Annotated in this window: 21 protein-coding genes; 15 read left to right on the forward strand and 6 right to left on the reverse strand. The window is 54.0% G+C overall.

Annotated elements, in window-relative coordinates:
* Nucleotides 1-60: 60 nt before the first annotated feature.
* The 3 genes from DK507_RS05075 to DK507_RS05085 are packed head-to-tail and all read left to right on the forward strand — an operon-like array spanning nucleotide 61 to nucleotide 2,668.
* Entirely contained in the window at nucleotides 61-1,224 is a 1,164-nt protein-coding gene (locus DK507_RS05075; protein ID WP_174209020.1) for an acyl-CoA dehydrogenase family protein, read from the forward strand.
* 14 nt (nucleotides 1,225-1,238) lie between these two features.
* Entirely contained in the window at nucleotides 1,239-2,261 is a 1,023-nt protein-coding gene (locus DK507_RS05080; RefSeq protein ID WP_109355287.1) for an NADP-dependent oxidoreductase, read from the forward strand.
* 11 nt (nucleotides 2,262-2,272) lie between these two features.
* Nucleotides 2,273-2,668, forward strand: a complete 396-nt coding sequence (locus tag DK507_RS05085) for a limonene-1,2-epoxide hydrolase family protein (RefSeq protein WP_109355288.1) — start codon at nucleotides 2,273-2,275, stop codon at nucleotides 2,666-2,668.
* Nucleotides 2,669-2,672: 4 nt separating this feature from the next.
* Here the strand turns inward: DK507_RS05085 and DK507_RS05090 are convergent, their stop codons facing one another.
* A complete protein-coding gene (locus DK507_RS05090) occupies nucleotides 2,673-3,503 on the reverse strand; it encodes an SDR family oxidoreductase (RefSeq protein WP_254054263.1) in 831 nt (276 codons plus the stop codon).
* A 203-nt stretch (nucleotides 3,504-3,706) separates the two neighbouring features.
* Between DK507_RS05090 and DK507_RS05095 the strand changes: the two genes are divergently transcribed.
* The 4 genes from DK507_RS05095 to DK507_RS05110 all read left to right on the forward strand — a co-directional run bounded on the left by DK507_RS05095 (nucleotide 3,707) and on the right by DK507_RS05110 (nucleotide 9,202).
* The gene (locus DK507_RS05095; RefSeq protein WP_109355289.1) at nucleotides 3,707-6,283 is read left to right on the forward strand and encodes a TonB-dependent receptor; all 2,577 of its coding nucleotides are present in this window, start codon (nucleotides 3,707-3,709) and stop codon (nucleotides 6,281-6,283) included.
* Nucleotides 6,284-6,441: 158 nt separating this feature from the next.
* A complete protein-coding gene (locus DK507_RS05100; protein WP_109355290.1) occupies nucleotides 6,442-7,236 on the forward strand; it encodes an SDR family oxidoreductase in 795 nt (264 codons plus the stop codon).
* Between the two features lie 79 nt (nucleotides 7,237-7,315).
* Nucleotides 7,316-8,584, forward strand: coding sequence for a NupC/NupG family nucleoside CNT transporter (locus DK507_RS05105; RefSeq protein ID WP_109355291.1), 1,269 nt, complete (start codon nucleotides 7,316-7,318; stop codon nucleotides 8,582-8,584).
* A 12-nt stretch (nucleotides 8,585-8,596) separates the two neighbouring features.
* Nucleotides 8,597-9,202 (forward strand): CDP-alcohol phosphatidyltransferase family protein, encoded by a 606-nt coding sequence (locus DK507_RS05110; RefSeq protein ID WP_109355292.1) that lies wholly within the window; start codon nucleotides 8,597-8,599, stop codon nucleotides 9,200-9,202.
* 2 nt (nucleotides 9,203-9,204) lie between these two features.
* Here DK507_RS05110 and DK507_RS05115 read toward each other — a convergent pair whose 3' ends face one another.
* Nucleotides 9,205-11,358 (reverse strand): FAD-dependent oxidoreductase, encoded by a 2,154-nt coding sequence (locus DK507_RS05115; RefSeq protein ID WP_109355293.1) that lies wholly within the window; start codon nucleotides 11,356-11,358, stop codon nucleotides 9,205-9,207.
* Nucleotides 11,359-11,650: 292 nt separating this feature from the next.
* Between DK507_RS05115 and DK507_RS05120 the strand changes: the two genes are divergently transcribed.
* The 4 genes from DK507_RS05120 (at nucleotide 11,651) to DK507_RS05135 (ending at nucleotide 14,044) form a co-directional block, all read left to right on the forward strand.
* Nucleotides 11,651-12,157 carry a hypothetical protein gene (locus tag DK507_RS05120; RefSeq protein WP_109355294.1) on the forward strand — a complete coding sequence of 169 codons (507 nt, stop codon included), beginning with the start codon at nucleotides 11,651-11,653 and terminating at the stop codon, nucleotides 12,155-12,157.
* A 90-nt stretch (nucleotides 12,158-12,247) separates the two neighbouring features.
* Nucleotides 12,248-12,619, forward strand: coding sequence for a hypothetical protein (locus DK507_RS05125; protein ID WP_109355295.1), 372 nt, complete (start codon nucleotides 12,248-12,250; stop codon nucleotides 12,617-12,619).
* Nucleotides 12,620-12,633: 14 nt separating this feature from the next.
* Nucleotides 12,634-13,440, forward strand: coding sequence for a C39 family peptidase (locus DK507_RS05130; RefSeq protein WP_109355296.1), 807 nt, complete (start codon nucleotides 12,634-12,636; stop codon nucleotides 13,438-13,440).
* Between the two features lie 10 nt (nucleotides 13,441-13,450).
* Entirely contained in the window at nucleotides 13,451-14,044 is a 594-nt protein-coding gene (locus DK507_RS05135; RefSeq protein ID WP_109355297.1) for a hypothetical protein, read from the forward strand.
* A gap of 397 nt (nucleotides 14,045-14,441) precedes the next feature.
* Here DK507_RS05135 and DK507_RS05140 read toward each other — a convergent pair whose 3' ends face one another.
* A complete protein-coding gene (locus DK507_RS05140) occupies nucleotides 14,442-16,013 on the reverse strand; it encodes a transporter (RefSeq protein WP_216822333.1) in 1,572 nt (523 codons plus the stop codon).
* 35 nt (nucleotides 16,014-16,048) lie between these two features.
* Nucleotides 16,049-16,765, reverse strand: coding sequence for a helix-turn-helix domain-containing protein (locus DK507_RS05145; protein ID WP_109355298.1), 717 nt, complete (start codon nucleotides 16,763-16,765; stop codon nucleotides 16,049-16,051).
* Nucleotides 16,766-17,320: 555 nt separating this feature from the next.
* Here DK507_RS05145 and DK507_RS05150 point away from each other — a divergent pair.
* The 3 genes from DK507_RS05150 to DK507_RS05160 all read left to right on the forward strand — a co-directional run bounded on the left by DK507_RS05150 (nucleotide 17,321) and on the right by DK507_RS05160 (nucleotide 22,044).
* Nucleotides 17,321-17,599, forward strand: coding sequence for a helix-turn-helix transcriptional regulator (locus DK507_RS05150; RefSeq protein WP_254054264.1), 279 nt, complete (start codon nucleotides 17,321-17,323; stop codon nucleotides 17,597-17,599).
* A 101-nt stretch (nucleotides 17,600-17,700) separates the two neighbouring features.
* A complete protein-coding gene (locus DK507_RS05155; protein WP_109355300.1) occupies nucleotides 17,701-20,829 on the forward strand; it encodes a glycoside hydrolase family 2 TIM barrel-domain containing protein in 3,129 nt (1,042 codons plus the stop codon).
* 30 nt (nucleotides 20,830-20,859) lie between these two features.
* Nucleotides 20,860-22,044 (forward strand): serine hydrolase, encoded by a 1,185-nt coding sequence (locus DK507_RS05160; RefSeq protein WP_109355301.1) that lies wholly within the window; start codon nucleotides 20,860-20,862, stop codon nucleotides 22,042-22,044.
* A gap of 2 nt (nucleotides 22,045-22,046) precedes the next feature.
* On the opposite strand, the gene DK507_RS18155 is transcribed toward DK507_RS05160, so the two are convergent.
* Nucleotides 22,047-22,499 carry an Lrp/AsnC family transcriptional regulator gene (locus DK507_RS18155; protein WP_109355302.1) on the reverse strand — a complete coding sequence of 151 codons (453 nt, stop codon included), beginning with the start codon at nucleotides 22,497-22,499 and terminating at the stop codon, nucleotides 22,047-22,049.
* A gap of 99 nt (nucleotides 22,500-22,598) precedes the next feature.
* On the opposite strand from DK507_RS18155, the gene DK507_RS05170 reads away from it, so the two are divergent.
* Nucleotides 22,599-23,768, forward strand: coding sequence for an indoleamine 2,3-dioxygenase (locus tag DK507_RS05170; RefSeq protein ID WP_109355303.1), 1,170 nt, complete (start codon nucleotides 22,599-22,601; stop codon nucleotides 23,766-23,768).
* On the opposite strand, the gene DK507_RS05175 is transcribed toward DK507_RS05170, so the two are convergent.
* The gene (locus tag DK507_RS05175) at nucleotides 23,765-24,526 is read right to left on the reverse strand and encodes an NRDE family protein (protein WP_109355304.1); all 762 of its coding nucleotides are present in this window, start codon (nucleotides 24,524-24,526) and stop codon (nucleotides 23,765-23,767) included. The genes DK507_RS05170 and DK507_RS05175 overlap by 4 nt on opposite strands.
* Nucleotides 24,527-24,680 lie beyond the last annotated feature (154 nt).

Consider the following 24,680-nt stretch of genomic DNA (forward strand, 5'->3'; position numbering starts at 1 on the left):
GCCATCCTAGGCTCCGCATCAAGTGCGGAGCACGTTGCTAGAATATTTAAGGAACAATAATTGAACCACGAAATCAGCGCCGAAGCCCGGACCATTGCCGACAACGTAGAAACCTTTGTCCGCGACAAAATCTTCGCTTATGAAAAAGACCCGCGCTGCGAGGATCACGGACCGACCGATGAACTGGTGCAGGAGATGCGGGCCTTGGCGAGAGAAGCCGGTGTCCTGACGCCGCATATTCGACAAGACGGCAGCCATTTGACGCATTTGGAAACTGCGTTGGTGTTGCGCAAATCAGGACTTTCGCCACTCGGCCCGCTGGCCGTCAACACCTTCGCGCCGGATGAAGGGAATATGTACCTCCTCGGCAAATGCGCATCGCCGGAGCAGAAAGAGCATTTCCTCAAACCGCTGGTCGAAGGTACCACCCGCTCAGCCTTCTTCATGACCGAACCGGCTAGCGAAAATGGGGCCGGTTCTGATCCGATGATGATGCAGACCACCGCCAAACCGGACGGCAATCACTGGGTTATCAATGGCCGCAAGACCTTCATCACCGGGGCCAAGGGCGCGACCGTAGGGATCGTTATGGCGAAGTCCGATGACGGCGCCTGCATGTTCCTCGTCGATCTACCCGATCCGGCAATCACCATTGAGCGTGTTCTCGACACGATCGACAGCTCCATGCCCGGTAGCCATTCGGTTGTGAACATCGACAATTTGCGGGTGCCCGCTGACCAGATGCTTGGCGAAAGTGGTGAGGGCTTCAAATATGCGCAGGTCCGGCTGGCACCGGCACGGCTTACCCATTGTATGCGCTGGCTCGGCTGCTGTGACCGGGCGCAGGAAATTGCCACCGACTATGCCTGCAAGCGGATGGCCTTTGGCAAACCGCTGGTCGATCATGAAGGCGTCGGCTTCATGCTGGCGGAAAACCAGATTGACCTGAAGCAAGCGGAGTTGATGATCGACTGGTGCGCGCGGGTGCTCGACACCGGTGATATCGGCACAACCGAAAGTTCGATGGCGAAAGTCGCGGTGTCCGAAGCCTTATTCCGCATTGCCGACAAATGCGTGCAGGTCATGGGCGGCACCGGTCTGAGCCAGGACACGGTCGTTGAGCAGGTCTTCCGCGAAGTCCGCGCTTTCCGTGTTTATGACGGCCCGACCGAAGTCCACAAATGGTCACTGGCTAAAAAAATCAAGAAATCCCATAAGGTTTAAGAAGAGAAACGATCATGACCAAAAACCGCAAATTCACCCTCGTCAGCCGCCCCGACGGTGAACCTAAGCCCAGTGATTTCGCTCTTGTGGAAGAAGATCTGCCGGAACTGGCTGAAGGATCGTTCCTTGTGCGCAATCATTATATCTCACTCGATCCCGCCCAGCGCGGCTGGATGAGTGACGCAGAAAGTTACATGCCGCCAATCCCCTTGGGCGATGCCGTGCGCGCCAGCGCCGTGGGCCGCGTCCATGCTTCCAAAAATCCCGACTTTCCGGTCGGCCAGTGGGTTGTCGGTCTGGCCGCGATGGAAGAATATTCGGTGGTTGAGGCGGGTGGCTTCACTTCACCCGTTGACGCATCACTCGTGCCATCGCCGACCAATTTCCTGTCGGTACTCGGTGCAGTCGGTATGACCGCCTATTTCGGGATGATCGACGACGGCAAGCCGAAGGAAGGTGAAACCCTATTGGTCACTGGCGCGGCTGGTGCGGTCGGATCACTTGTGGGACAGATTGGCAAGATCAAAGGTTGCCGGGTCGTTGGTATCGCTGGCGGTGCCGACAAATGCGCAAAGCTGGTGGATGACTATGGTTTTGATGCAGCAATTGATTATCGCGGCAAAAGCCAGGCTGAACTGGAAGCTGAAATTGCAGCTGCCGCGCCCGATGGGGTCGATATCATCTGGGAGAATGTCGGCGGCATCATCATGGATGCGGGCATTGCTTCGATTAACGAATATGGCCGGATGGTGCTGTGCGGTCTGATCAGCGAGTACAACAGTCCGGAGCCTGTGGGCACGCGTAACCTGTGGTATCTGATCTCGCGTCAGGCGACGATCAAGGGTTTCCTCGTGCGCGATTATCCGCCGCGCTTTCCTGAGGGCATTGCGCAGATGGGGCAATGGCTGGCCGAGGGTAAAATCAAGCATGACGAGGATATCGAAAAAGGTATCGAGAACAGCTATGATGCTTTCATGAAGCTGTTCTCCGGCGGCAATCAGGGCAAGATGATCCTGGACGTTTCACCCGAGGAATAAGGAGTTTCGCGATGTCAAATGCTGCCGAACAAATCGTCGTCGACTTTATCGAAAGCTGGAACCGGATGGACTATGACTCCATCTACGCGGCGATGGCGGATGATATTTTCTACCACAATATCCCGATGGAACCCTGCGAAGGGATTGACGCGGTGCGCGCCTTTTTCGAAGGCTCCGGCATGGGATCGGATGGGGCGGAATGGATAACCCATCATATTGCAACCAACGGGAATGTCGTGCTGACGGAACGGACCGACAAGTTCCGGATTGACGGGCAGTGGATTGCAATCCGGGTGATGGGGACGTTTGAAATTGAAGACGGCAAGATCGCTAAATGGCGTGACTATTTCGATCTCGGTCAGTTTCAGGGCGAAATGGCGCGCGTGATGGGTGCGGGCAACGCATGACCGTTCAGCTTGGCTGATACAACGTGCCGTTATCCACCGGATATTCTCCTGCCGTCATAAAGCGCGACGCATCGCTGGCCAGATAGACGCATAGTTCGGCTACATCATTGGGGTGGCCCAATCCGCCGAGCGGGATCATCCCTGTTTCAGGTGTCGGATCGCCTTCTGCTCCTACAGCAGCCTGCCGGACCATCGGGGTGTCGATGCCAGCGGGGTGCAGGCTGTTGCAGCGGATCGGATAATTTTGTTCCTTGCAATGCAGCGCCACCGATTTGGTCAGCGATCGCACACCGCCCTTTGCTGCTGCATAGGCCAGAAACGGAGAGTAGCCCTGCAGTGCTGCCATCGAACTCAGGTTGATGATCGAGCTTGGTTGATCATTGTCTTTCATCGCACGAACAGCCGTCTGGCAACCGAGAAAAACGCCTTCCAGCATGACCGAATTGGTGAGACGAAACTGTTCCAGGGTACAGTCTTCAATAGTGGCGGGTATAACCAAACCGGCATTGTTGACCAATATATGGGGCGTTCCGAAGGCTTTGCCGGTCTCGTCAAATATCTCCGCCCAACGCCGCTGATCTGCAACATCCTGATGCAAGGCAAGCGCATCTGGGCCAATATCCGCAGCCACTGCCTTAACATTTTCGGTGTTAACATCGGTCACCACAACCTTGGCGCCTTCATGAGCGAATGTTTCGCTGATAGCTTTGCCAAGCCCAGAACCGGCACCTGTGACAATCGCGATTTTACCTTCCAAACGACCCATATTAACCTCTCCCAAACCTGCATTTTGGATAGTATAGGCGGTGATGATCCCAATCATGGCAATACCCATTATCGCTAGTATCCGTAGCGGATTCCGGATGGGCATTGCTCATAATGTTGCGCGAATATCACAGTTTGGCATATTTGCTATCAAATTGGCTAGCAGAGCGTCTGTAAACTCCTGCTTAAGATGATCCCATAATTAGCGCGGAAAAACCGCCAGTTATTTTGGATGAGACTCTGGTCCGCGACCGGGGAATTTGGGAGAGAGCGATGACTAAACAATCACAACACCACAAAACTATCTTTTCAGGCAAATCAGTACGGGGATTGCTGATGGGCTCTGCAGCAAGTCTGGCTTTCGCCGGCGTTGCTGCCCCGGCCTATGCGCAGGATGAAGTTGCAGAAGATGACAGTAACGTCATTACGGTCATCGCCCGTAAGCAGACGGAAACACTGCAGGAAGTGCCCGTAACGGTGACAGCCATTGGCGGCGATACGCTGGAAAACTTTCAGGTTAATGAAATTGCCGATGTGGTAAGCCGTGTTCCCGCATTGAATGTTCAGGTGGGTGGCTCCGGTTCGGGTGGCCAGATCAGTCTGCGCGGCGTCGGTTCATCCAATATTTCGGCTTCCTTTGACTCTGCCGTGGCCTTTGACTTCGATGGCGTGCAGATCAGCACCATGCGCCTTGTTCAAGCAGGCTTTTTCGATGTCGAACAAATTGATGTGCTCAAAGGTCCGCAGTCATTGTTCTTTGGTAAAAGTGCTTCGGCTGGTGTGTTTTCCGTTCGTTCCGCTAATCCAACGCCGGATTGGGAAGTGGGCGTCAAGGTTTCTCAGGAATTTGAGGAAAATGGCACGACCATTGGCGGTTATATTTCCGGGCCTATTTCAGATACGTTTGGCGTCAGATTGGCGGCGCAGTTCAACAATATCGAAGATTATGTGGACTTGGCACCCGGCACACCGGCATTTAATCCCAATGGTTCAGTCCGGACAAGTCGCGGCTTGGAAAACTTCGTCAGTCGTCTGACTTTCCAATGGGACCCTTCTGACAATTTCAACGCCAATCTGAAATTGAACTATATCAAGAATGAAAATGACGGTGCGATTGCGCATTCCGATATTAACTGCGGACCAAATGGCGTGGCGGATCCAGTATTCTTGCTACAAGGTGGACTCGTCATTCCTTCCAATGCAGATTGTAACGATCGTGATGGTCTCTACCATCATGTCGACGCTGCTGCTGCTTTGTCCGGGCGTTTACCAGATGGTTCTGCCGGTCAGGGCAGGTTTGAAAATGGTATTCCCTACGGCGAGACCGACATTTTCTTCGGTCGGCTGAAATGGGATCTTGATGTGTCGGACACACTGACGATTTCTTCGGTTTCCGGCTATCTTGGTATGGATGCTGTCGATACTGATTGTTATGCTTATGTCGGGACTTTTGGACCAGGCGTGCCTGCGGGCTCCGGGTGTAGTGACCCCGAAAATAAAATTGAACAATTTACCCAGGAGTTCAGGCTTGCCAGTGATTATGATGGCATCTTCAACTTTATGATCGGCGCTTTTTATGAAAGCCGTGAAATAGACTTCAACACATCGCAGCAAGCCGTGAACATCTCTTTCGCAGCAGCCGATCCTACGCTTCCTATTTTTACGATCCCCGACCCCACACAGCCGGTGTCGGCGGTCAATGCTCCGGTTTTCCAAGGACTTGTAAACGGAACCGGTACAACATATGACTGGCTCAAGCAGCACAAAACAAAAACAGAAGCTCTCTCTTTCTTCGGTAGCATCACACTGGATTTGACAGATCAGTTGCAGATTTCCGGCGGTATTCGCTGGACCGACGAGAAAAAGGTGAACACAATACGTGTGCCATATCTTCACAATCTGCTGGAGTTTACTGGCAATGATCCAGTAACAGGTGATCCACTACCAGCTGGTGTTTTTGTGGATAGTCCGGGGTTTGTAACTGAAGGTTTCTTCTCTGGGCCAATCAACTTTTCGGACTCGAACTTTTCGCCTGAGGTCTCGATAAGGTATCAAGCAACGCCAGATATCAATATTTATGCTGCATTTAAGACAGGTTTTAAATCGGGCGGTATTGACAACAGTGCGTTGCCATCAAATTCACTGCAAGCCGCAGCTGCAGCCGGCAGTTTCGACTCCTTGATCTATGATTCGGAAACCGGTCTTGGCGGTGAAGTTGGCGTTAAGGCGCAATTTGCTGATCGCAGCGTCACCCTGAATACATCGGTATTCTACTATGTGTTCGATGATCTGCAGGTACAGAATTTCGATGCGACGACTATTCAATTCCAAACCTTCAACGCCAGTCAGCTGACGAGCCAAGGTGTCGATGTGGAATGGGCATGGCGGACACCGGTCGACGGTCTGAACCTTTCCGGTTCACTGGCTTACACGGATGCTGAGTTTACCGCACCCTTCGTAACCACATCGGGTGAGGATATCAACGGTCGGGCAGCGGCGCGTGCACCGAAATTTGCTGCGAATGCCGCGTTTGACTGGTCCATTCCCATGAGCGACGCCTTTGAGTTGGGATTGAACGGCAATCTGCAATATAGCGGGTCCTATTTCACCAACGAAGACTCACTGACCGATCTTAAGCAAGATAGCTACGTGTCGATTGATGGTTCCATTTCAGTGGGTGATCCTGACGGCGCATGGAAATTGTCACTGGTCGGTGTGAACCTGACCGATGAAATCTGGATCAACACTAGCGGTGGCCGTCCATTCCTTGAGCCCGGTGTTGGTGATGATCTTGTCGTCACCCAAAACCGTGGCCGCCAGGTCTTTGTGGAGGCCAGCTTCAAGTTCTGATCAACTCTCCCGTTGATCAAAGCGGGCCGGGACAGCGGGGGGCTGTTCCCGGCCCTTTTTTGTGCATCACAAAGGTTGGACGATAGCCATATTGAGAGTGGTTTCCGGCTGATGATCATCTAGTTTGAAAGACATATTCAGGAATTGAGGAGCAGATTATGGGACGTCTTGAAGGTAAAAAGGCTGTTGTGCTGGGTGCGGCTGGCCCGGGCAATATGGGGCAGGTGATTGCCAAGCGTTTGCGAGATGAGGGTGCGGATGTTCTGGTTGCCGGCCGCAAGGAAGACGAGCTGAAGGGTTTTGCCGAAGAATTGGGCGGCCATTATGCGCTATGTGACTTAACGAACGAAGCGGAAATCAATGCCCTCGCGGAAACGGCTACCAGCAAAATGGGTGGCTTGGATATTGCGGTAAACGCCACTGGTCTGGGTTTTCTGAAACCGTTTCTGGAGAATACCAAGGAAGAATTGGAGATGATGTCGGCGCTACAGCTGGTCGGTCCGTTCCAGTTTTATCAGGCGATGATCAAGGCAATGAAAGATGGCGGTTCGATTATCCAGATCAGCTCGGCTACCGCAACGATCATGCTCAACGACCATGCGGCCTATATGGGTACCAAGGCAGCGACCGATCACATCATCCGCTGTATTGCACATGAATTTGGTGATCGCGGCATCAGAGCCAACAGCATTTCGCCTGGCCTCACCCGCACACCGATGACGGCCGGCGTCGATCAGGTTCCGGGATTGGTGGAATCGTTTGAAGCGCGCTATCCGCTCGGCCGTATCGGCACCAGCGAGGATATTGCCGCTGCCGCTGTTTTCCTCGCCAGTGACGAATGTTTCATGACCGGCGAGAATCTTCAGGTCAACGGCGGACTATGCCTGCGCGGAAATCCGACCCGAAAGGATCAGGAGTTGATGATGGGGGCTGTCGCGGCGGCTAACAACTGAAGGCATAAATCCCTGTTGGCGATGTGATAAATTTCCGCCATGGTGATGCACTATTGCTTCGCCACGGGAAATTTAATCATTGCTTGATATAGTGAGCCAGTTTCAGGGCTTGATCGGGATTGCCTTCATCCTGACCCTTGCCTGGACATTGTCGGAAAATCGTGGCGACAGACCAAGCTGGCGCTGGATTGCCGGAGCCATTGCGGTTCAGTTCATTCTTGCCGTCTCAATTGTCCGTATCCCGTTTATCTGGGATATTATAAGCCTTGCCAATCAAGGGGTGCAGGCGATTGAACAGGCGACGCTGGCGGGTTCAAGCTATATGTTTGGCTATGTTGGCGGTGCGGAATTGCCCTTTGTGCTCAAGGAAGGCGCGGCCCCGCCATTGATTATCGCTTTCCAGATATTGCCGCTTGTAATCGTTTTCTCGGCGCTAGCGGCCTTGCTATGGCATTGGCGGGTTTTGCAGATGATTGTCAGGGGTCTGTCCTGGGCCTTGCAAAAAACACTGGGTGTCAGCGGTGTTGTCGGTCTGAGCGGCGGCGCCAATATCTTCCTCGGCGTCGTGGAATCGCCGCTGGTGGTGCGCGCCTATTTTGAAAAGATGAGCCGGGCCGAGTTGTTCGCGATCATGGTGCTGGCCATGTCGACCATTTCCGGTGCGATATTGGTGCTCTATGCAACCACGCTGGAAAAGACGGTGCCGAATGCGGTTGGGCATATGATCTCGGCTTCGCTAATATCTCTGCCAGCAGCCATTCTGCTCGCAAGGTTGATGGTGCCGGGGCTGTCGGATACAAAGGTAAACCGGGAAGAACCGGGCCTTAAATATGAGGGCAGCTTTGACGCGATCATCAAGGGCACGATGGACGGCGTGCAGCTGTTTCTGACTGTGATTGCGGTGATTATCGTGATCTTCGCCTTTGTCGCGCTGATTGACCAGATATTGTCGGTTCTGCCTTTGATTGGCGGCGAGGCGTTGACGCTCAAGCGCATATTCGGGTGGATATTCGCACCGCTCATGTGGATGATCGGGGTGCCGTGGGAGGAGGCCGCAGCGGCGGGATCGTTGATGGGGACCAAAGCGATACTCAATGAATATGTCGCCTATCTGGAACTCGCGGCGTTGCCCATCGATACATTCAGCGCGAAGGGGCAATTGATCGTCACCTATGCGCTATGCGGTGTGGCAAATCTTGCCAGTGTCGGCCTGATCATCTCGACCATAGGTACGCTGTGCCCGGAGCGCCGCGGAGAAGTAGCAGGATTAGGTATGAAAAGCTGGTTCGCTGGCAATTGCGCCACCGCGATGACCGGCGCGGTAATCGGTATCATCACATGGGGTTGAGGGCTTTTCGCAATGTTTGACGCCAAGATTCGGCCACTGATCGATCCGCCGCTGAACGCGGCTGGTCGTGGTCTGGCGCGGGTTGGCTTCACTGCAAACGGTGTCACGTTGCTCGGCTTGGGATTTGGTTTGGGAGCCGCCTATGCCATTACGATTCAGCATTTTGGTTGGGCGTTGGCACTGATCGCAATCAGCCGGATATTGGACGGTCTTGATGGCGCCGTGGCGCGGGCAACGGAGAAGACAGCCTTTGGCGGCTATCTCGATATCGTCTGCGATTTCATCTTCTATGTGTCCATCCCGCTGGCCTTCGGGATTACCGATCCCTCCAATTTACTGCCTGCACTGGCGCTGGTCGCGGCCTTCACCATCACCGGGGTCAGCTTCCTTGCTTTTGCGGTGACAGCGGCAGAGCAGGGCGCTGAAACGAGCGCTCATGGCGAGAAGAGCTTCTTTTACAGCACTGGGCTGGCCGAAGGCGGTGAGACGATCGCCTTCTTCCTGATCATGTGCCTGTTGCCGATGCATTTTGTGGGGCTAGCTTATGTTTTCGCCGGACTGTGCGTGGTGACGGTGTTGCAACGGACGGTGCTGGCATGGCTTAGTTTTCGGCGTTGAGCCTAACTCCGGGCCCAGTTAAAATAACGCTCCAGCCATTTCAGTGCCCATTCCGGCTTGTGCTTCTTGCGCCATTCGCCAGCAGCAAATTTATTCGCCTCCGCCATGGTCGGATAGGTATGGATCGTACCGAGAATCTTGCCGAGGCCAAGGCCGTGTTTCATTGCCAGCACATATTCGGTAAGCAGCTCACCGGCATTCTGACCCACTATGGTCACGCCCAAAATCCTGTCCTTACCCGGCGGTGTCAGCACTTTGACAAAGCCTTCGGTCGCGCTTTCGGCAATGGCGCGGTCGAGATCATCAAGACCATATTTGGTGACCTCATATTCGATGCCCTCTTTTTCAGCCTCTTGCTCATTGAGGCCAACATGCGCGATTTCGGGATCGAGGAACGTCGTCCACGGTAGAAATTCATAACCTGGCTTGAACTTCTTATACCGCCCGAACAGCGCATTTACCGTGGCGAACCATGCCTGATGAGAGGCATTATGGGTCAGTTGATAGGGACCTGCAACGTCGCCTGCAGCATAGATATGTGGGAAAGTCGCCTGAAGATGGTCATTGGTGACCAGCGTCCGGTCGGTTTCAACGCCAAGCTCTTCAAGACCGAATCCTTCAAGCCGCGCCGCGCGGCCAACAGCGATCAGCAGATCGTTAAAGGGCAGGGCCTGTTCGCCGCTGTCATTCTCGACAATGATCATTTTGGTGCCGTTCTGTATCTCTGTGCGTAGAGCCTTGTGATTGCAGAGCAACGTAACACCGGAGTCTTTCAGTGCCTTGGCTGCGATCTCGGAAACATCCTCATCCTCGATACCCATTACCCGATCGGCCATTTCGATCAGTGTGACATTGCTGCCGAGGCGCGCAAAGGACTGCGACAGTTCACAACCAATCGGGCCGCCGCCCAGCACCACCATTTTTTCCGGTACAGTATCGCGTTTGGCCATTTCCTCCCACAACGTATCGCTGGTCAGATAGCCGGTCTCATCGAGGCCGGGCAGGGGCGGAACGAACGGTCGTGCACCAGTCGCGAGCACAATCGCCTTGCCGGTCAGCGTTTGGGTACCGCCGTCATTGCGTTCAATCTCGACGGTCCAGGGATCAGTCAACCGGGCATAGCCCTGCACCACATCCACGCCGAGGCCTTCAAACCGTTCGACGCTGTCATGCGGCTCAATGGTTTTGATGATGTCTTCGACCCGGGTGATCACATTTTTAAAATTGATGATCGGCTTGGTGGCGGTCAGGCCATAGCGATCGGCATGCTGCATCTGATCGGCAATTTTGGCACTCTTGATGAGCGCTTTCGATGGGACACAGCCATAGTTGAGGCAGTCTCCACCCATCTTGCCTGACTCGATAAGTGTGACCTTGGCATTGATCGTCGCAGCGATCAGTGAGGATACGAGCCCGCCGGAACCCGCACCAATGACGATGAGGTTACGGTCGAATTTCTTCGGTCTGTTCCAGCCTTTGTAGATTTTCCGGTTGTTGATAAAGCCGATAATGCCTTTGGCGATCCAGGGGAATATCGCCAGCAGGACAAAGGAGCCGATGACCGAGAGGGAGAAGACCCCGCCAACCGAGTCGACTTGCGACAGCTGCGTACCCGCGTTCACATAAACGATCGTGCCGGCGAGCATGCCAATCTGGCTGGCGATAAAATATTTCCACACCCGCATTTTGGTGAGACCCATGAGCAGGTTCACAACAAAAAACGGAAAGGCCGGGACCAGCCTGATCGAGATCAGGTAGAAAACGCCGTCGCGCTTGATGCCTTCGTTGATGTTTTTGAGTCGTTGGCCGAATTTATTCTCGACCCAGTCGCCGAGCAGGTAGCGTGAGGTGAGGAAAGCAATGGTCGCACCGATGGTAGACGCAAAGGACACGACAATAGTACCGACGACAACGCCAAATAATGCACCGGCGGCCAGTGTCATCACCGCGGCACCAGGAATCGACAGGGCAGTGACGGCAACATAGATCAGGAAAAACACGCCGATGATGATGAGCGGATTGGCTCTGTACTGCGCATCAATCGCGTCCTGCTGTGCTTTCAGGTTTTCTAGCGTGAGCTGCGAACCGAGATCATAGTAAAAAAATGCAAATATCGCCGCGACGATAACGGCCAGAACCAGTAATTTCTTCCACATGCGTTTTTCCCCTAACCTTTGAACAGGACGCTTTTCATAGTTCTCCTTGGTTCGTGCCAAGGCCTTAACGGGTTACAGGAACGCCGTCGATCTCGTTTTTTGCTATAAAAGCGTTGGAATTGCAGCAAAAAAACAGAAAATTCTCCGCCAATTGCCAAATCGCAACAAGCGAAAAAGCGAATCGGCATAACAAGGGGATGTCGCATGAAGCGGCACATAACAGGGCCTCTTTACCCCCTTCCTTGTTCGTTCAGGGAAAGATGAGAAGCCTTAGACCCTAAGGAGAATACCGATGAAAATGACTAAAGTATTGGCGGCATCCGCTGCAGCAGCTGCTTTGGCCGTTGGCGCACCTGCCATGGCTCAGCTCAATCAAAATAACGATGTCACCGACACAGACAATGGTGCTGTCGTTGTTAACGATCTGCTTGATGTATATCTGGCAGCAGATGCCAGCACAACAAATACGCTGGACGACATCAACAGCAATAACAACAACAACAACGACCTTGTTATTGCTACGCAAACGCTGACGGCATACAACACCAACTCTCAGATGGATGAACTCATCGATCTTGATGGTGAAGATGGTACACCGGCTCCCGTCGGTTATAACAGCGGCGACAACTATGTTCGCGGCAGTGCCTTCGCAGCTTTTGCGGGTATCTTGAACCAATCATGGAATACCGGCGTAAACAACAACAACCAGGCTGCAACCAACATTGCGGCACAGGGCTCCATCAACTTCGGTGATGGCGCTGGTGAAGCAGCTGGCGGCGGCGCTGGCGGCGGCGATTAATCGCCCAAGCGACAAGGACGGGCCGGTTTCAGCCGATGGAGCCGGCCCCTCCATCCTCCACATCCGCATCCCCAATCGGGAGTAAAGACGATGAAAAAGCATTTTTGGCTTCTTATGACAGCCCCTCTGGCCATGACCGCCTCCCACGCGAGCGCTCAGGTAGCAGATCAGAATGCTGCGCCTCAGGCACCCGCGACTACCGAGCAGCAATCTGCGTCCCCGCTAATGTCGTTGGAAGAGCTCGACGAGCTCCGTGGCGGCACACAAATAGCGATTAACGAACAGACCTTTAACTCGGATAATACCGGCAACACGATCAATGGCGATTTTACCGCCGGCGATGTCAATCTGTCGGACAATTCACTGTCCAGCTTTAACGGTCTTGGTAATATTGTGATCAACACCGGCGCACAGTCGGCACTCCAGGCAGGCCTGGCGGTGACGATCAACATTACCGATTGAGTAAGGTGTAGGCCATGACCCCCTCTTCCCCCATCCCGAATGGCCTATCCCACGCCTCTCCGCCCTTTAAGAACCGCTTGAAAGCCATCTTGAAGGGCGGACTGCTGGCTCTTGCCGGCACCTCCCTGTTTTGCAGTTCCATAGCCCAGGCCGAAGTCCGCTTGGGGCGGGAATCTATCGGCGGAGACTATTATGTCGGCGTGATGACCTGGTGGGATATCCCGTTCCGTTCGGTCATTCGCCAGAAATATGATTTCAGCTGCGGCTCCGCGGCGGTCGCGACGTTGCTGACCTATCACTATGATCGCCCCACCAGTGAACGCACCCCGTTTAAGGCAATGTGGGACCTGGGCGATAAGGAAGCGATTAAAGAGGTCGGTTTCTCGATGCTCGACATGCGCCGGTATCTGCAATCTATCGGTTATCGTGCCGAAGGCTTCAAGCTGACAATGGATCAGCTCAGCCAGGTAAAACGCCCGGTTATCGTGTTGCTCGACCTTGATGGTTTCAAGCATTTCGTTGTGGTCAAGGGGCAGACAAAAGACCAGGTGCTGGTCGGCGACTCTGTTCTGGGTATCAGCAAATATTCGACCGAGGATTTTACGAAATACTGGAACGGCGTCGCGCTGGCGATTGTTGACGGGCCGATAAAAAGCCTGCCCAAATATAATCTTGCCGGTGACTGGAACCGCTGGTCCACTGCACCAACCGACCAGGTTTCGGCAACAGCCACGATCGGCAATCTAACCAACCACCTTCCCCCCCTGTACCAGATATCGCCAGAGCTATTGCTCGATGTGCGGGTTGGTACGATCAGATGAGAGACGAGTCATGACCTATAGACAAAAAGTTTTCGCCACGGTCGCCTGCATCGCGTCTTCTACCGCGATGCTATTGCCCCAAACCGCCAACGCTGAACCCGCAGCGGCGGTTGGTCTGCCCGCACTTGTTCCTGACGAAGATCTGGACAAGTTGCGTGGCGGGTTTGTGGTCAACGGGTTGGGCGTCAATTTCGGAGCTGATATACGCACATACGTCAATGGTGAGTTGCTGTTGCAAACCGTGCTGACCATGAATGACGATGGTGCGCACACCTCCCAGACAGCTGCGGCAGGGCTAAGCCCGGTTGATGTCTCGACACTGGAAAATGGCGTGTTGTCAAATGGCAATATACGTATGAAAGTCGGCGACACACCCGTCTATCTGCTCAACAACGGCCAGACCGCGATTGCGCATGAGACCGCCAATGGCGTTCAGAACATGCTGATCAATACCGCCAGCGGCTTTGAAGCTGTCCAGGAAGTGGACGCCACCCTGTCTCTATCCGGATATGAGAGCTTCAATAGCGACCTGATGATGGATCGGATCGGCAACGCACTGAATGACGTTGTGGGGCAAGCCGGAATTGGGGCGCTTAGAAACTAAGGCCAAACCGAGGAGGATTGACCGGTTGCCAATCCAGCCGGTCCAGACTGAAAGCACCATGAACCATAGAGGGGGTTTGTGGTGCTTTTTTTGATGACCAGCCTTTTGATCGACCAACATCTTCCGCCGCCACGAGATTGATAGCCACAACCGCAAGACCCTGCGCCGTGTTTATCCAACGAAGGAGCCGGGTGGAGTTCCAGCGAGACTTTCCTGCATCGCCAAGTCCGGGTAACTTCCACTCGGTTCTTTCTCAACTTTATATAAGCGGCCTATAAAAGGGTGTGTGATCTGTGTGAACTTTGGCACAGATCACTCGGTCAGACAGGCCAAAGGAGCTTGCAAACATTGTAAACTTCGCCGGCAGCTCCGCTGGTACCCTCAAACCCTGGATGGTCTAAAAGCGAAAGGGTATCCGGGCGACGATACTGACATCCGGGGCATCTTCAGTCACACCGAACTGGAAACCCAGATTCAGTGACTGTTTTTGGCTAAGCCGATAGGACATTCCAAAATTGAGTGCCCCGACCTGAATGTCGTTGCTCTCCTGCAGCGTGTCGCCGAGCTGGCTCTTGGTAGAGAAAATATAGTTGTGGCGATAGCCTAGCGAAAAGGAAAAACGCGGGTTGAGCGCAAAGCCAAAGCCAACGCTGGCGTTAATTGCGTCACCGGGATCGACCTTGCCGACAAATACATCGCCAACGACCCGGTCGATATTGCGTTCGATATTCCATAAATAACCGGTGCCGCCATAGATTACGACGGGGTCAGAAGGCAGCAAAAAGCTGATACTTGGCTGCACACCCCAAAAGCCCGATCCGGTGGCAAGTCCGGTTGCAACACCAAATTCGTCAAACGGAATCTCGTAGGGACTGGTGCCTGTGTCGGTTTTGACACGTAGGCCAGCAACCCAAATAGGATTTTGTGGCTTGGGCCGGTTGAGCTGATAACGCAGAGAAATTTCCGCGTCACCTATTCCGGTTTCCTCCAAACCGACTTCTCGGGTAATCTGTTCTTCGCGTTGCTGGACGACCTGAATTCTGTCCTTGCGATAGAGCAGAGGAACGCGGCCCTCAATTTCGAGCCGGTTGGTCAAACCATAGCGCATGGCAAAAGTTCCGATAACGGTATCGCGGTCTGCATCGCTGGCTTCGATCGCCCCGATCTGGATGCCGGGAATAAGTTCGATGCCGCGGAAAACCAGTCGATTGGTTGACGAGCGTGTATATTCGATCGAGGGATCCAGCACGAATTGGCCGCGCGGTGTGAGCACGCCTTGGCCTTCCGGCACAGCCTCAACTTTTTGCTCGATATTATTGGCGGCCGGTGGTGCTTCGCCAACGGGGCCTTCCGGCATGGTCAGTTCGTCATCCGGGGTCGTCCCGATCTGTACCGCAGCCGTCTCTACCTGGCTTCGCTGAATGCCAGCGCCGCGCATTTGTGACAGGGCAAAAGGCGTTTCCACCGGCGCTGCTGCACGTACTAGCTGATTGTGCAACTCGAGTTGCTTGATCTTGTCATTTTGTGACTGGATGAGTGCATTCTGGCTCGCGATCAGTTGCTTCTGCTCCGCCAACTCCGATTGAATGGCCTGCAAGGCAGCGGTGATATTTGTCGTGTCCTTTGCGATTTGTGACTTCTTGGGGACAGGTCGCGACTCCTTGGAAGCAGGTTGCGATTTTTGTGGAACTGGTTGGGGCTTTGCCTCGACAATCGCTAGTTTGACGGTTGGTTTCTCCGGCTCGGCGGCCTGTTGAACCGCGGGTGATTGAACTTCCCGTAGCCGCGCAATGATGCGGGCGGTTTCCGCTTCCGCTTCGGCGGCGGTCAGTCTCGGCTCCTGGCTCATGTGGTTCGGCTCGGGGGTCTCGGAGGTTTCGGAGGTCGCGGCCATTGCCGATCCTCCGGCAAAAGTGGCAACGGGAAAGGCGATAATGGCTTTAAAGGGGGTGAAGCGATTGCTGGTCATGATGTTTCTCCGGACATGCTTGCGCACGTCAAATTTTATGCGGCGGACAACTCGCCGAGGCAAAGGTCAGCTGCGGGATGGATATCGGCTGCCGGTTCTGCGGTCAGGCTTTCCTGATACTCGCCGGCTAGGCGGCACAGCCCCGCATTATCTGTGATGATGACAGAGTCCCGGCCATTGATCCTGATCAGGCCGCGGCGCGCCAAGTCGGTAAACGTCCGGCTGACGGTATGAACTGTTAGGCCCAGGAAGTCGGCTATGTCGCTTCTCGACATCGGAACAAATATGTTGGGATCATCGTTGGCCTGTTGTTTCAGGCACAGCAGGAAGGCTGCCAGCTTTTCGGTTGCAGTCCGGTGACCCATTATGAACAGGTAGCGCTGAGCGGTCGACATTGCGCGAAACAATATCGAAACAGCCTCGTCCAGTTGCGGCTTTGGCGTTGAATCCTGCGTGATATCTCCGACCCGGTAACAGCGCACGACAACATCGGTCACTGCCTCGGCTGCCGTTCCATAGGTTCCGTAATCGGCTCCGAAGACGTCGCCGCTAAAGAAAAAGCCGGTGAGATGCCGGTGCCCATCCATATGAAAACGGCATGTGCGAACAGTGCCCTGCACCACCTCGTACCAGCGTGTAGCTTTCTGTCCTTCGTCAAAGATTAATTGCCCTGCACGAAACCGCAAAGTGGTCGAGCGCAAGTTTGAATGAAGCCCCTGCATCATCGCGGGGGCGGATAGTAGCGATTGCATCCGTGCTGTCTCCTCTGGACCCTCAGCACGACCCTTTTCGTTTGTTCCGCACCCATATTCTTTAGAATATTGAACACGGCCTCAGATGCGACCTTCTGTTGTTTTGTGGCGATTATGTACGGCAAAAGCACCGAAATGGTCTATCCAGCGATTCGCGTGTTTTGAATCCCAAGCGAATCTGCGTGCTGGTTTTTACTAGGTAATTTTACCTATGGAATTTCCATAACATGTAAATTACTGTAAATTCAAAGAGTTGGCATGGACGTTTTTGTCCTATCGCGATTCTATGGTATGAGAGTAAAAGATTAACCATCGCAGGACAGCAATGATCCAGCGATTCAAAATTTGCGACGATTTGTTGGGGAGGGAACCACCAACAGTCTAATTGGTCGGTCCTTTGAGACCGTACTATGTTGCGAGCACCGCTCAGCTGCAGCGATCGATGTCGCTCGCGGTATAGCGGCCGAGACAAATGGGGGCATTTGTTAGTCGGCAAGCTTCACGGCTTGTTCGATATTATAGAAGGTATTCCTCGTGATGTTACAGCAAAAGAGTTTGACCAACGGTCCAGTGCTCACGCTGAGAGAGCATGAGATATTGGAGTTTATTGCGCAGGGGCTTTCGACCAAGGAAGTGGCGCAACATATCGATATTGCGCCGCGTACAGTGGATCGACATGTGGAGAATGTACGGCTGAAGTTAAGAGCAAAAAACCGCACGCATATGGTGGCTTGTGCCGTGATGGAAGGTCTTTTGCAGGTCAAGGTGGACAGGGAAGAGCATTCCTCTCCCAGCGCGTTCCCGCAGATGGATATGTCAGAACATGATGATTAAGGTCTTTTTGAACGATATCATCGTCTGACTACATGACGCCTTTCCAATTTTTCCCAAATTCAGAATTGTTGTTTCCCCCTGCCGTACTGTAGGCAGGTGTCATGCGTTTGGATATTAAAGATATATTGCAACCCGAGCTGACGGATATCAACCGTTTGCCGTCGCGGGCGTCCTATACGCCCTTCACTACCGGTGAAGAGGCACTTCAGCAGAATTCGTCGTCTTCTTTATGCCGTTCACTGGACGGAGAATGGGAATTCCTGTTGGCTGACCGGCCCGGTGATGCGCCTGCAGGATGGGAAGGTCCGTCCCATGATACCGGCGGCTGGCGCTCCATCGTGGTGCCGGGCAGCTGGACGTGCCAGGGTACCAGCGATCTGCCGCAATATACCAATGTGCAGATGCCTTTTTCCTACAAAGCCGCACCTGAAATACCGGATGAGAACCCGACGGGCCTCTATCGTACGTCCTTTGATTTGCCTGCTGATTGGAAAAACCGGAAAACAATCCTGCATGTCGGGGGTTTTGAAAGTGTCGCCTTGCTCTGGTGCAATGGTAAATTTGTCGGAATGGGCAAGGATTCCCGGTTGCCGAGCGAGTTTGATCTGTCACCTCATCTGGTCGAAGGGTCCAATCTTGTCGCAATCATGGTGATCAAATGGTCCGATGCTACATGGATCGAAGATCAGGACCACTGGTATCATGGTGGGCTTCATCGCTCCGTATATCTTCAATCGCGTGGCGCTACCCATATTGCCGATCTGAGCGTGACCGCTGATTTTGATCCTGAAACGGGTTCCGGCAAGCTGCACCATATAGTCAAAATCGATGGTGCGTCCGCAGGATGGAAAGTGCGCGGCCAGCTATTGGGACCAGATGACAGTCTGATTGCCAAACTGGACGATAGTCCGGTGATCCAGTTTCCCGATGGCAGTGTGTTCGAGCAATATACCGCCGCCTACAGTTTTGTTGATAACCGGGCGGAACTGAACGCGGAAATAGAGGATGTCCAGCCTTGGTCATCGGAAACGCCCGTGCTGTACAAGCTGGTGACCGAACTGGTCGATGATAAAGGCAATGTAACCGAAGCCAACGTTACATCCGTCGGCTTTCGCAGGATCGAGGTCAGGGATCGCCAGCTCCTGATCAATGGCAAACCGATAGTCATCATTGGCGTTAACCGGCATGATCATCATCCTGAGACAGGCAAGACATCGACCGTTGAAGAGATGCGGGAAGAACTGCTGTTGATGCGTCGGCATAACATCAATGCCATCCGCACGGCTCATTATCCCAATGATCACCGCTTGCTTGATCTGTGCGATGAGCTGGGATTCTATGTCATTGATGAAGCCAACGTGGAATGCCACGCCCGCTGGCAGGCGGTATCCAACGACCTGCGATACCAAAAAACGATTGTCGAACGAGTGATGCGAATGGTCTACCGGGACCGCAACCACGCAAGCGTCATTGGTTGGTCTTTGGGCAATGAATCCGGTCTTGGTCCAGCACATGATGCGGCCGCTGCCATGGTCCGGCGGATCGACAACACGCGCTTTCTGCACTACGAAGGCGCGATATTCCACCGGTTCCAGACCCTTATGGGGGATCCGACGGAAAGCTCTCGCAATGCGCCCGATATGCGCGAACGGATGACCACCGATTTGATTTGCCCAATGTATCCTTCCATCGACTTCATTGTTGGTTGGGCACGCTGGGCAGAGGAAACCAAACTAGATGACCGGCCGATGATCCTGTGCGAGTTTTCTCATGCCATGGGTAACTCCAACGGCTCCATTGCGGATTATGTCGATGCTTTTTTTGCAGAACCAGCGCTCGGAGGCGGCTTTGTATGGGAGTGGCGGGATCACGGGTTTGCGATGACCGATGATGAGGGCCGGTTCTTCTGGGCCTATGGTGGGCATTTTGGCGATGACCCCAATGATGTGAATTTCTGTTGCGACGGTCTGGTCGGCCCGGATTTGACGCCGCATCCCGGACTGCGCGAATATCAATGGGCTGCGCGACCGGTCCGCGGAGAATGGATCGGTCCGGGGGAAGTGCGCTTCACCAATCGTCGGGCTTTTACGGGAACGGATGACCTTGAATTGACATGGACACTCCAGAAAAACGGGGTGGCAGTGGAAAGTGGCACGTTTCGACCCGATATTCCGGCGGGGCAAAGCGCGGTGGTGGCTATTGATCACGGTGCACCAACTGACAACGATGCCGAATGGCATTTGCTGACACAGTGGGCTTTGCGAAGAGCGACGCCCTGGGCGAAAGCAGGTCATATGGTCGGATGGGACCAGTTTGACCTGACCGCGAAACAGCATTCGCCTGCACCTGCGGAACAGGACTTTCGCTTGGCAGGATCACAACGGGTGACAGGCAATATTTCGGTCGGGCCGGTCAAGCTGGGTTTTGACGAAGAAGGTCGGATCGCATCGGTGGATGTGAATGGCCGGCGGATTGTTGATGGCGATATCACCGCCACACTCTGGCGTGCACCGATGGACAATGACGGTGGGAAGATCGGCTGGCGTGAGGAACGCCCCAGCAAACGGATGGAATGGGTGAACCATGGTCTGGACAAGCTCAAGATCAAGGCTTCTCCGGCACAATTTGTCGAACAGGACGGAAGAGCGTTGCTCGATTTCGAACGATCTTTGATGGGCGCTAACGGGGAGCAGGCGGCGCACAGATCACGCTGGACACTGGACGCCAATGGTGCACGGGTTGATGAAGAAATTATCGTACCGGAAGCGTGGATTGATCTGCCCAGGGTTGGCATCCGGTTTACGGTTCCGGCGGGGTTGGAAGAACTGGCATGGCTCGGTCTGGGGCCGGACGAGTCCTATCCTGATCGCATAGGTGCCCAAACCGTTGGTCTCTGGACTTCAAGGGTGACAGATCAGTATCATCCCTATGTTCTGCCACAGGAGCATGGCGCGCATGAACAGACCCGGTCGTTCACCCTGAAAGACCAAGCAGAACAGGGTTTTGAAATTGGGCTGCCTAGTCTCAGTTTTTCGGCCCGGCACCACCATGATGCGGATATCAGCAAGGCGACGACGATTGCCGATGTGATCCGGCGAGACAGTGTCGAAGTGCATATCAGTGCGGCCATGCGCGGGGTCGGCACAGGCGCCTGCGGGCCTGATGCCCTGCCAGCTTATCGTGTTGGCCCGGGCAAATATACCTTTCACTGGTTTATCAGACCGCTTTGACATTTTTTCGATTTCAGGAGCCTTTTTCATATGACAGCAAATATTGACGGTACGACCTCAGCGAAATTCACGAGTATCAAAGATGAATTTGCCCGTAATTTTGCTGAGCGCGGAGAGGTTGGTGCATCCGTCTGTATCAGTGTGAACGGCGAAACGATCGTTGATCTTTGGGGCGGCATTGCTGATCCGGCAACCGATACACCCTGGGAAAGGGATACGATTTCGATTGTTTTTTCCTGTACCAAGGCTGCCACAGCGTTATGCGCGCACATCCTGGTGGACCGCGGTCTGCTGAAATTGCACGCGCCGGTATCGGAATATTGGCCGGAATTTGCCAAAAACGGTAAAGAGACAACAACCGTGCAGATGATGCTCAATCACGAAAGCGCGGTCCCGGCCTTTCGCGACCCGGTGAAGCCTGGCGGCTTTCTGGACTGGGACTATATGATCAAACGTCTCGAAGATGAGGAGGCTTTCTGGGAGCCTGGCACCCGCAACGGCTATCATATGGTCAATTTCGGCTGGACGGTTGGTGAGCTTGTCCGCCGGGTGTCGGGTAAATCTCTGGGCCAGTTTTTTCAGGATGAAGTTGCGGGGCCGTTGGGAGCAGATTTCTGGATCGGACTGCCAGAAGATGTGTCCCGACCGATCGCACCGATCATTGTCGCTACACCAGACCCAAAGGCGGAACTCAGCCCTTTCACGAAAAAACTCCTGACTGATCCCGATTCAATACAGGCGCTATCGTTTCTAAATAATGGCGGTTGGAACCAGAACGACCCGGAGGCGCACAAGGCCGAAATTGGCGGGGCGGGCGGCCTCGCAAACGCACGCGGTCAAGTGGCTATGTATGAACCACTGGCGCTGGGTGGTTCGCACAAGGGGGTCACGCTGGTATCGCCAGAGCGGCTGGCATCGATGGCGCAGGTCTCAACGGCGACGCAGATTGATGCCACTTTGCTTGCACCGACCCGCTTTGCTTCGGGTTTCATGAAATCGATGGACAACCGGGCCTATCCGGGCGGTGATCAGATGTCAGCTGTCCTGGGCAATTCCGCTTTTGGCCATGTTGGTGCCGGTGGTTCGATCGGCTTTGCCGACCCGGACTATGGTCTGGCCTTCAGCTACACGATGAACCAGATGGGCATGGGGCTCCTGCTCAATGATCGCGGCCAAAACCTGATCGATGAAACCTACAGGCTTTTGCGTGCTTAAGCCTAGGCGCGTTTGTCAGTCGGAGAACCCAGACAGATATGCGAGGTAATACTGCTGACCTGCGGCAGCGTTCCCAGCACGTCGGCATGAAAAGCTTTATAAGCGGCCAGGTCCGACACCTCGACGCGCAGCAGATATTCCACGGACCCCGTGATATTGTGGCACTCTCGGACCTCTGAAGCCTTGGCGACCGCTCGCTCGAAAGCCTGCGCATCTTTCTTCAAATGTTCGGACAGCCCGACCATCACAAAAATCGTTATGGCGGCACCACGAACGACAGGATCAACAACCGCACGATAGCCCTTGATCAGGCCGGTGCGTTCCAATTCCTGCACCCGCCGCAAACAAGCGGATGCGGATAGCCCCACTTTTTGAGCCAGGTCAGTATTACTGATTCGTCCGTCTCGTTCTAGCTGGTGCAATATTTTGCGGCTAATGGCATCCAAATTTGTCATATGTTGCATATGATGGAATTTCGGCCGTCATAAGGCAAGCACATTGCGGCTTTTATAAGATAATATTGTGCATTCTAATTTTTCTACACGGAGTACAGGATGGCCGCCTTCAATCTTGCCAATTATGATGTGACCGCAGAGCGCGGTTTTCTCTCTTCATTCAACCCGGACAAGGTTACGCTGCCATCAGAACTGCACCCGGTGCAGGATGCCGCCATGAGCTTACCGCGCACGCTCGTCTCTGGCGAACCCCGCCGGCATATCGAAAGGCTGGCTCCCCTTGATCTGACCGACTTTTGTGCCACCGCGACCCTGGCCGAGCGGCGCGTAGCGATGGTTCATTATTCGTTTTTGGTGCAAGCCTACGTCTGGGGCGAACCGGGTGCACCGAAAAAGCTTCCCCAATGCCTGGCTCTGCCGATCTGGCAATTGGGTGCATCCATAGAGCAACCACCGCTGCTTACCTATTCCAGCTATGTGCTCGACAATTGGGGCTTAATTGATGAGGCAGGCCCGATTGATTTGGCCAATACCTACATGATCCAGCCGTTTCTAGGTGGGCAGGATGAAGCATGGTTTGTCCTGATCCATGTTGCGATTGAAGCAAGGGCGGGGGAGATGCTGGCGTCCATACCTGCGCTTGTCGAAGCTTGCCGGAGTGGAGATACCGACGCGCTGGAGAACGGACTATCGGCGATGTCCGCGGTGTGGGATGATATGAATGACATTTTCGGCCGTATGCCGGAACGTTGCGACCCCTATGTCTATTTCCACCGCGTGCGGCCTTGGATTCATGGCTGGAAGGATAATCCGGCTCTCGCAGGCGGATTGATTTACGAAGGCGTTGAGGAGACAGGCGGCAAACCGCAGGTGTTTCGCGGTCAAACCGGATCGCAATCGTCCATTGTCCCGTCCATGGATGCGTTTCTAGGCATAGATCATGCGGGTGATCCGTTGCGCGAATATCTCGATCAACTTCATATTTACCGGCCGCCCGAGCATCGCCAGTTTATAGACGATATTCGCGCGAACAGCGTTTTGCGATCTTTCGTCCAGTCAGCCGGTTCACCGATATTGAACCAACTTTATAACGACTGCGTACAAAACCTGACCCGCTTCCGGACGCGGCATCTGGAATATGCGGCAAGCTATATCAACAAACAGTCCAAAGGCGGCGCTGGCAATACGTCAGATGTCGGAACAGGCGGGACACCTTTCATGAAATATCTGAAAAAGCATCGGGACGAAGCATCTGCCCATATGCTTTAGACGGGCCAGGAAAAGGTAAGGTTGGTTTCGCCTGTCGATTGAGCCGAAGGGGAATAACGTCGCTCGATAATCATTCCTGCGCCTTGATCATCAATGACCACCACGGTGCTGCAACGGGTGCCATAAACAGGATTGCAAATAAAAACGCCGGAATATTCGGGTTCCAGTGCCGATTGACCAACGGTATCCACTGGTCTTGCGGGAGGAAAGGTCGTCTGGTCGGTGAGCGCATTCAGCAATATTGCCGGATCATCGGATCCCTTTTCCATCCAGTTTGCCAATACCTGGTTGAGGTGCCCGGACTTTGGCCAGGGTCTGTCCAGCGGACCATTGGACAATCCATGGATTCCCGGTGTGAGAATCCCGCTTGTAGAACCCGGGCGGTTGGAATGTGCCAGCGCTTCTTCCCCATCAACCGTGATCAGATTGAACGGATTAAAATCGGAAAAATCTGTGCTGGAGAGGTCTGAATAGAGGCCATCGCCAGACAAATAATCCTTTAAAAGATCACCGCGCGATGCCAGATCGGCATCCGGTGTTCCTTGTCCGCTAAGGTTGGTGACGACGGCGAAGCGGCCTTGCTCGGACACACCAAGCCAGGTGCCACCGGCCTTTGTATCCCGGCCAGCCAGTAAATGACGGACACCGTCCCACCGGGTCAGCGGTTCCGCGGGCCGGGCATGCATTTCATCCCGGTTGCCTATGGCGATGAGTTTCCAGCGCGGATGGGCTTGCCAGGCAAAAGCGACGATACACATTCATTCTCTATTGCCGAATGAAACAGGTTTGGCGATCAGATTCTGGTTGTCGGGAGGCCGGAAGAAATCGGCAAGTTGAACACCATGTCTGGCAAGCATAAGGGCATACGGCTGAAAAGAGGTATCGGCATCAGGGTTTGAAAGGCTAACAGAT

Source organism: Sphingorhabdus sp. EL138, from assembly GCF_900258045.1.
Lineage (GTDB): Bacteria > Pseudomonadota > Alphaproteobacteria > Sphingomonadales > Sphingomonadaceae > Parasphingorhabdus.

Coding starts and splice junctions, on each gene's coding strand:
- DK507_RS05080 (WP_109355287.1), top strand. CDS start 1,239: ATGACCAAAAACCGCAAATTCACCCTCGTCAGCCGCCCCGACGGTGAA.
- DK507_RS05085 (WP_109355288.1), top strand. CDS start 2,273: ATGTCAAATGCTGCCGAACAAATCGTCGTCGACTTTATCGAAAGCTGG.
- DK507_RS05090 (WP_254054263.1), bottom strand. CDS start 3,503: ATGGGTATTGCCATGATTGGGATCATCACCGCCTATACTATCCAAAAT.
- DK507_RS05095 (WP_109355289.1), top strand. CDS start 3,707: ATGACTAAACAATCACAACACCACAAAACTATCTTTTCAGGCAAATCA.
- DK507_RS05100 (WP_109355290.1), top strand. CDS start 6,442: ATGGGACGTCTTGAAGGTAAAAAGGCTGTTGTGCTGGGTGCGGCTGGC.
- DK507_RS05110 (WP_109355292.1), top strand. CDS start 8,597: ATGTTTGACGCCAAGATTCGGCCACTGATCGATCCGCCGCTGAACGCG.
- DK507_RS05115 (WP_109355293.1), bottom strand. CDS start 11,358: ATGTGGAAGAAATTACTGGTTCTGGCCGTTATCGTCGCGGCGATATTT.
- DK507_RS05120 (WP_109355294.1), top strand. CDS start 11,651: ATGAAAATGACTAAAGTATTGGCGGCATCCGCTGCAGCAGCTGCTTTG.
- DK507_RS05125 (WP_109355295.1), top strand. CDS start 12,248: ATGAAAAAGCATTTTTGGCTTCTTATGACAGCCCCTCTGGCCATGACC.
- DK507_RS05130 (WP_109355296.1), top strand. CDS start 12,634: ATGACCCCCTCTTCCCCCATCCCGAATGGCCTATCCCACGCCTCTCCG.
- DK507_RS05135 (WP_109355297.1), top strand. CDS start 13,451: ATGACCTATAGACAAAAAGTTTTCGCCACGGTCGCCTGCATCGCGTCT.
- DK507_RS05140 (WP_216822333.1), bottom strand. CDS start 16,013: ATGACCAGCAATCGCTTCACCCCCTTTAAAGCCATTATCGCCTTTCCC.
- DK507_RS05145 (WP_109355298.1), bottom strand. CDS start 16,765: ATGCAATCGCTACTATCCGCCCCCGCGATGATGCAGGGGCTTCATTCA.
- DK507_RS05155 (WP_109355300.1), top strand. CDS start 17,701: ATGCGTTTGGATATTAAAGATATATTGCAACCCGAGCTGACGGATATC.
- DK507_RS05160 (WP_109355301.1), top strand. CDS start 20,860: ATGACAGCAAATATTGACGGTACGACCTCAGCGAAATTCACGAGTATC.
- DK507_RS18155 (WP_109355302.1), bottom strand. CDS start 22,499: ATGACAAATTTGGATGCCATTAGCCGCAAAATATTGCACCAGCTAGAA.
- DK507_RS05170 (WP_109355303.1), top strand. CDS start 22,599: ATGGCCGCCTTCAATCTTGCCAATTATGATGTGACCGCAGAGCGCGGT.
- DK507_RS05175 (WP_109355304.1), bottom strand. CDS start 24,526: ATGTGTATCGTCGCTTTTGCCTGGCAAGCCCATCCGCGCTGGAAACTC.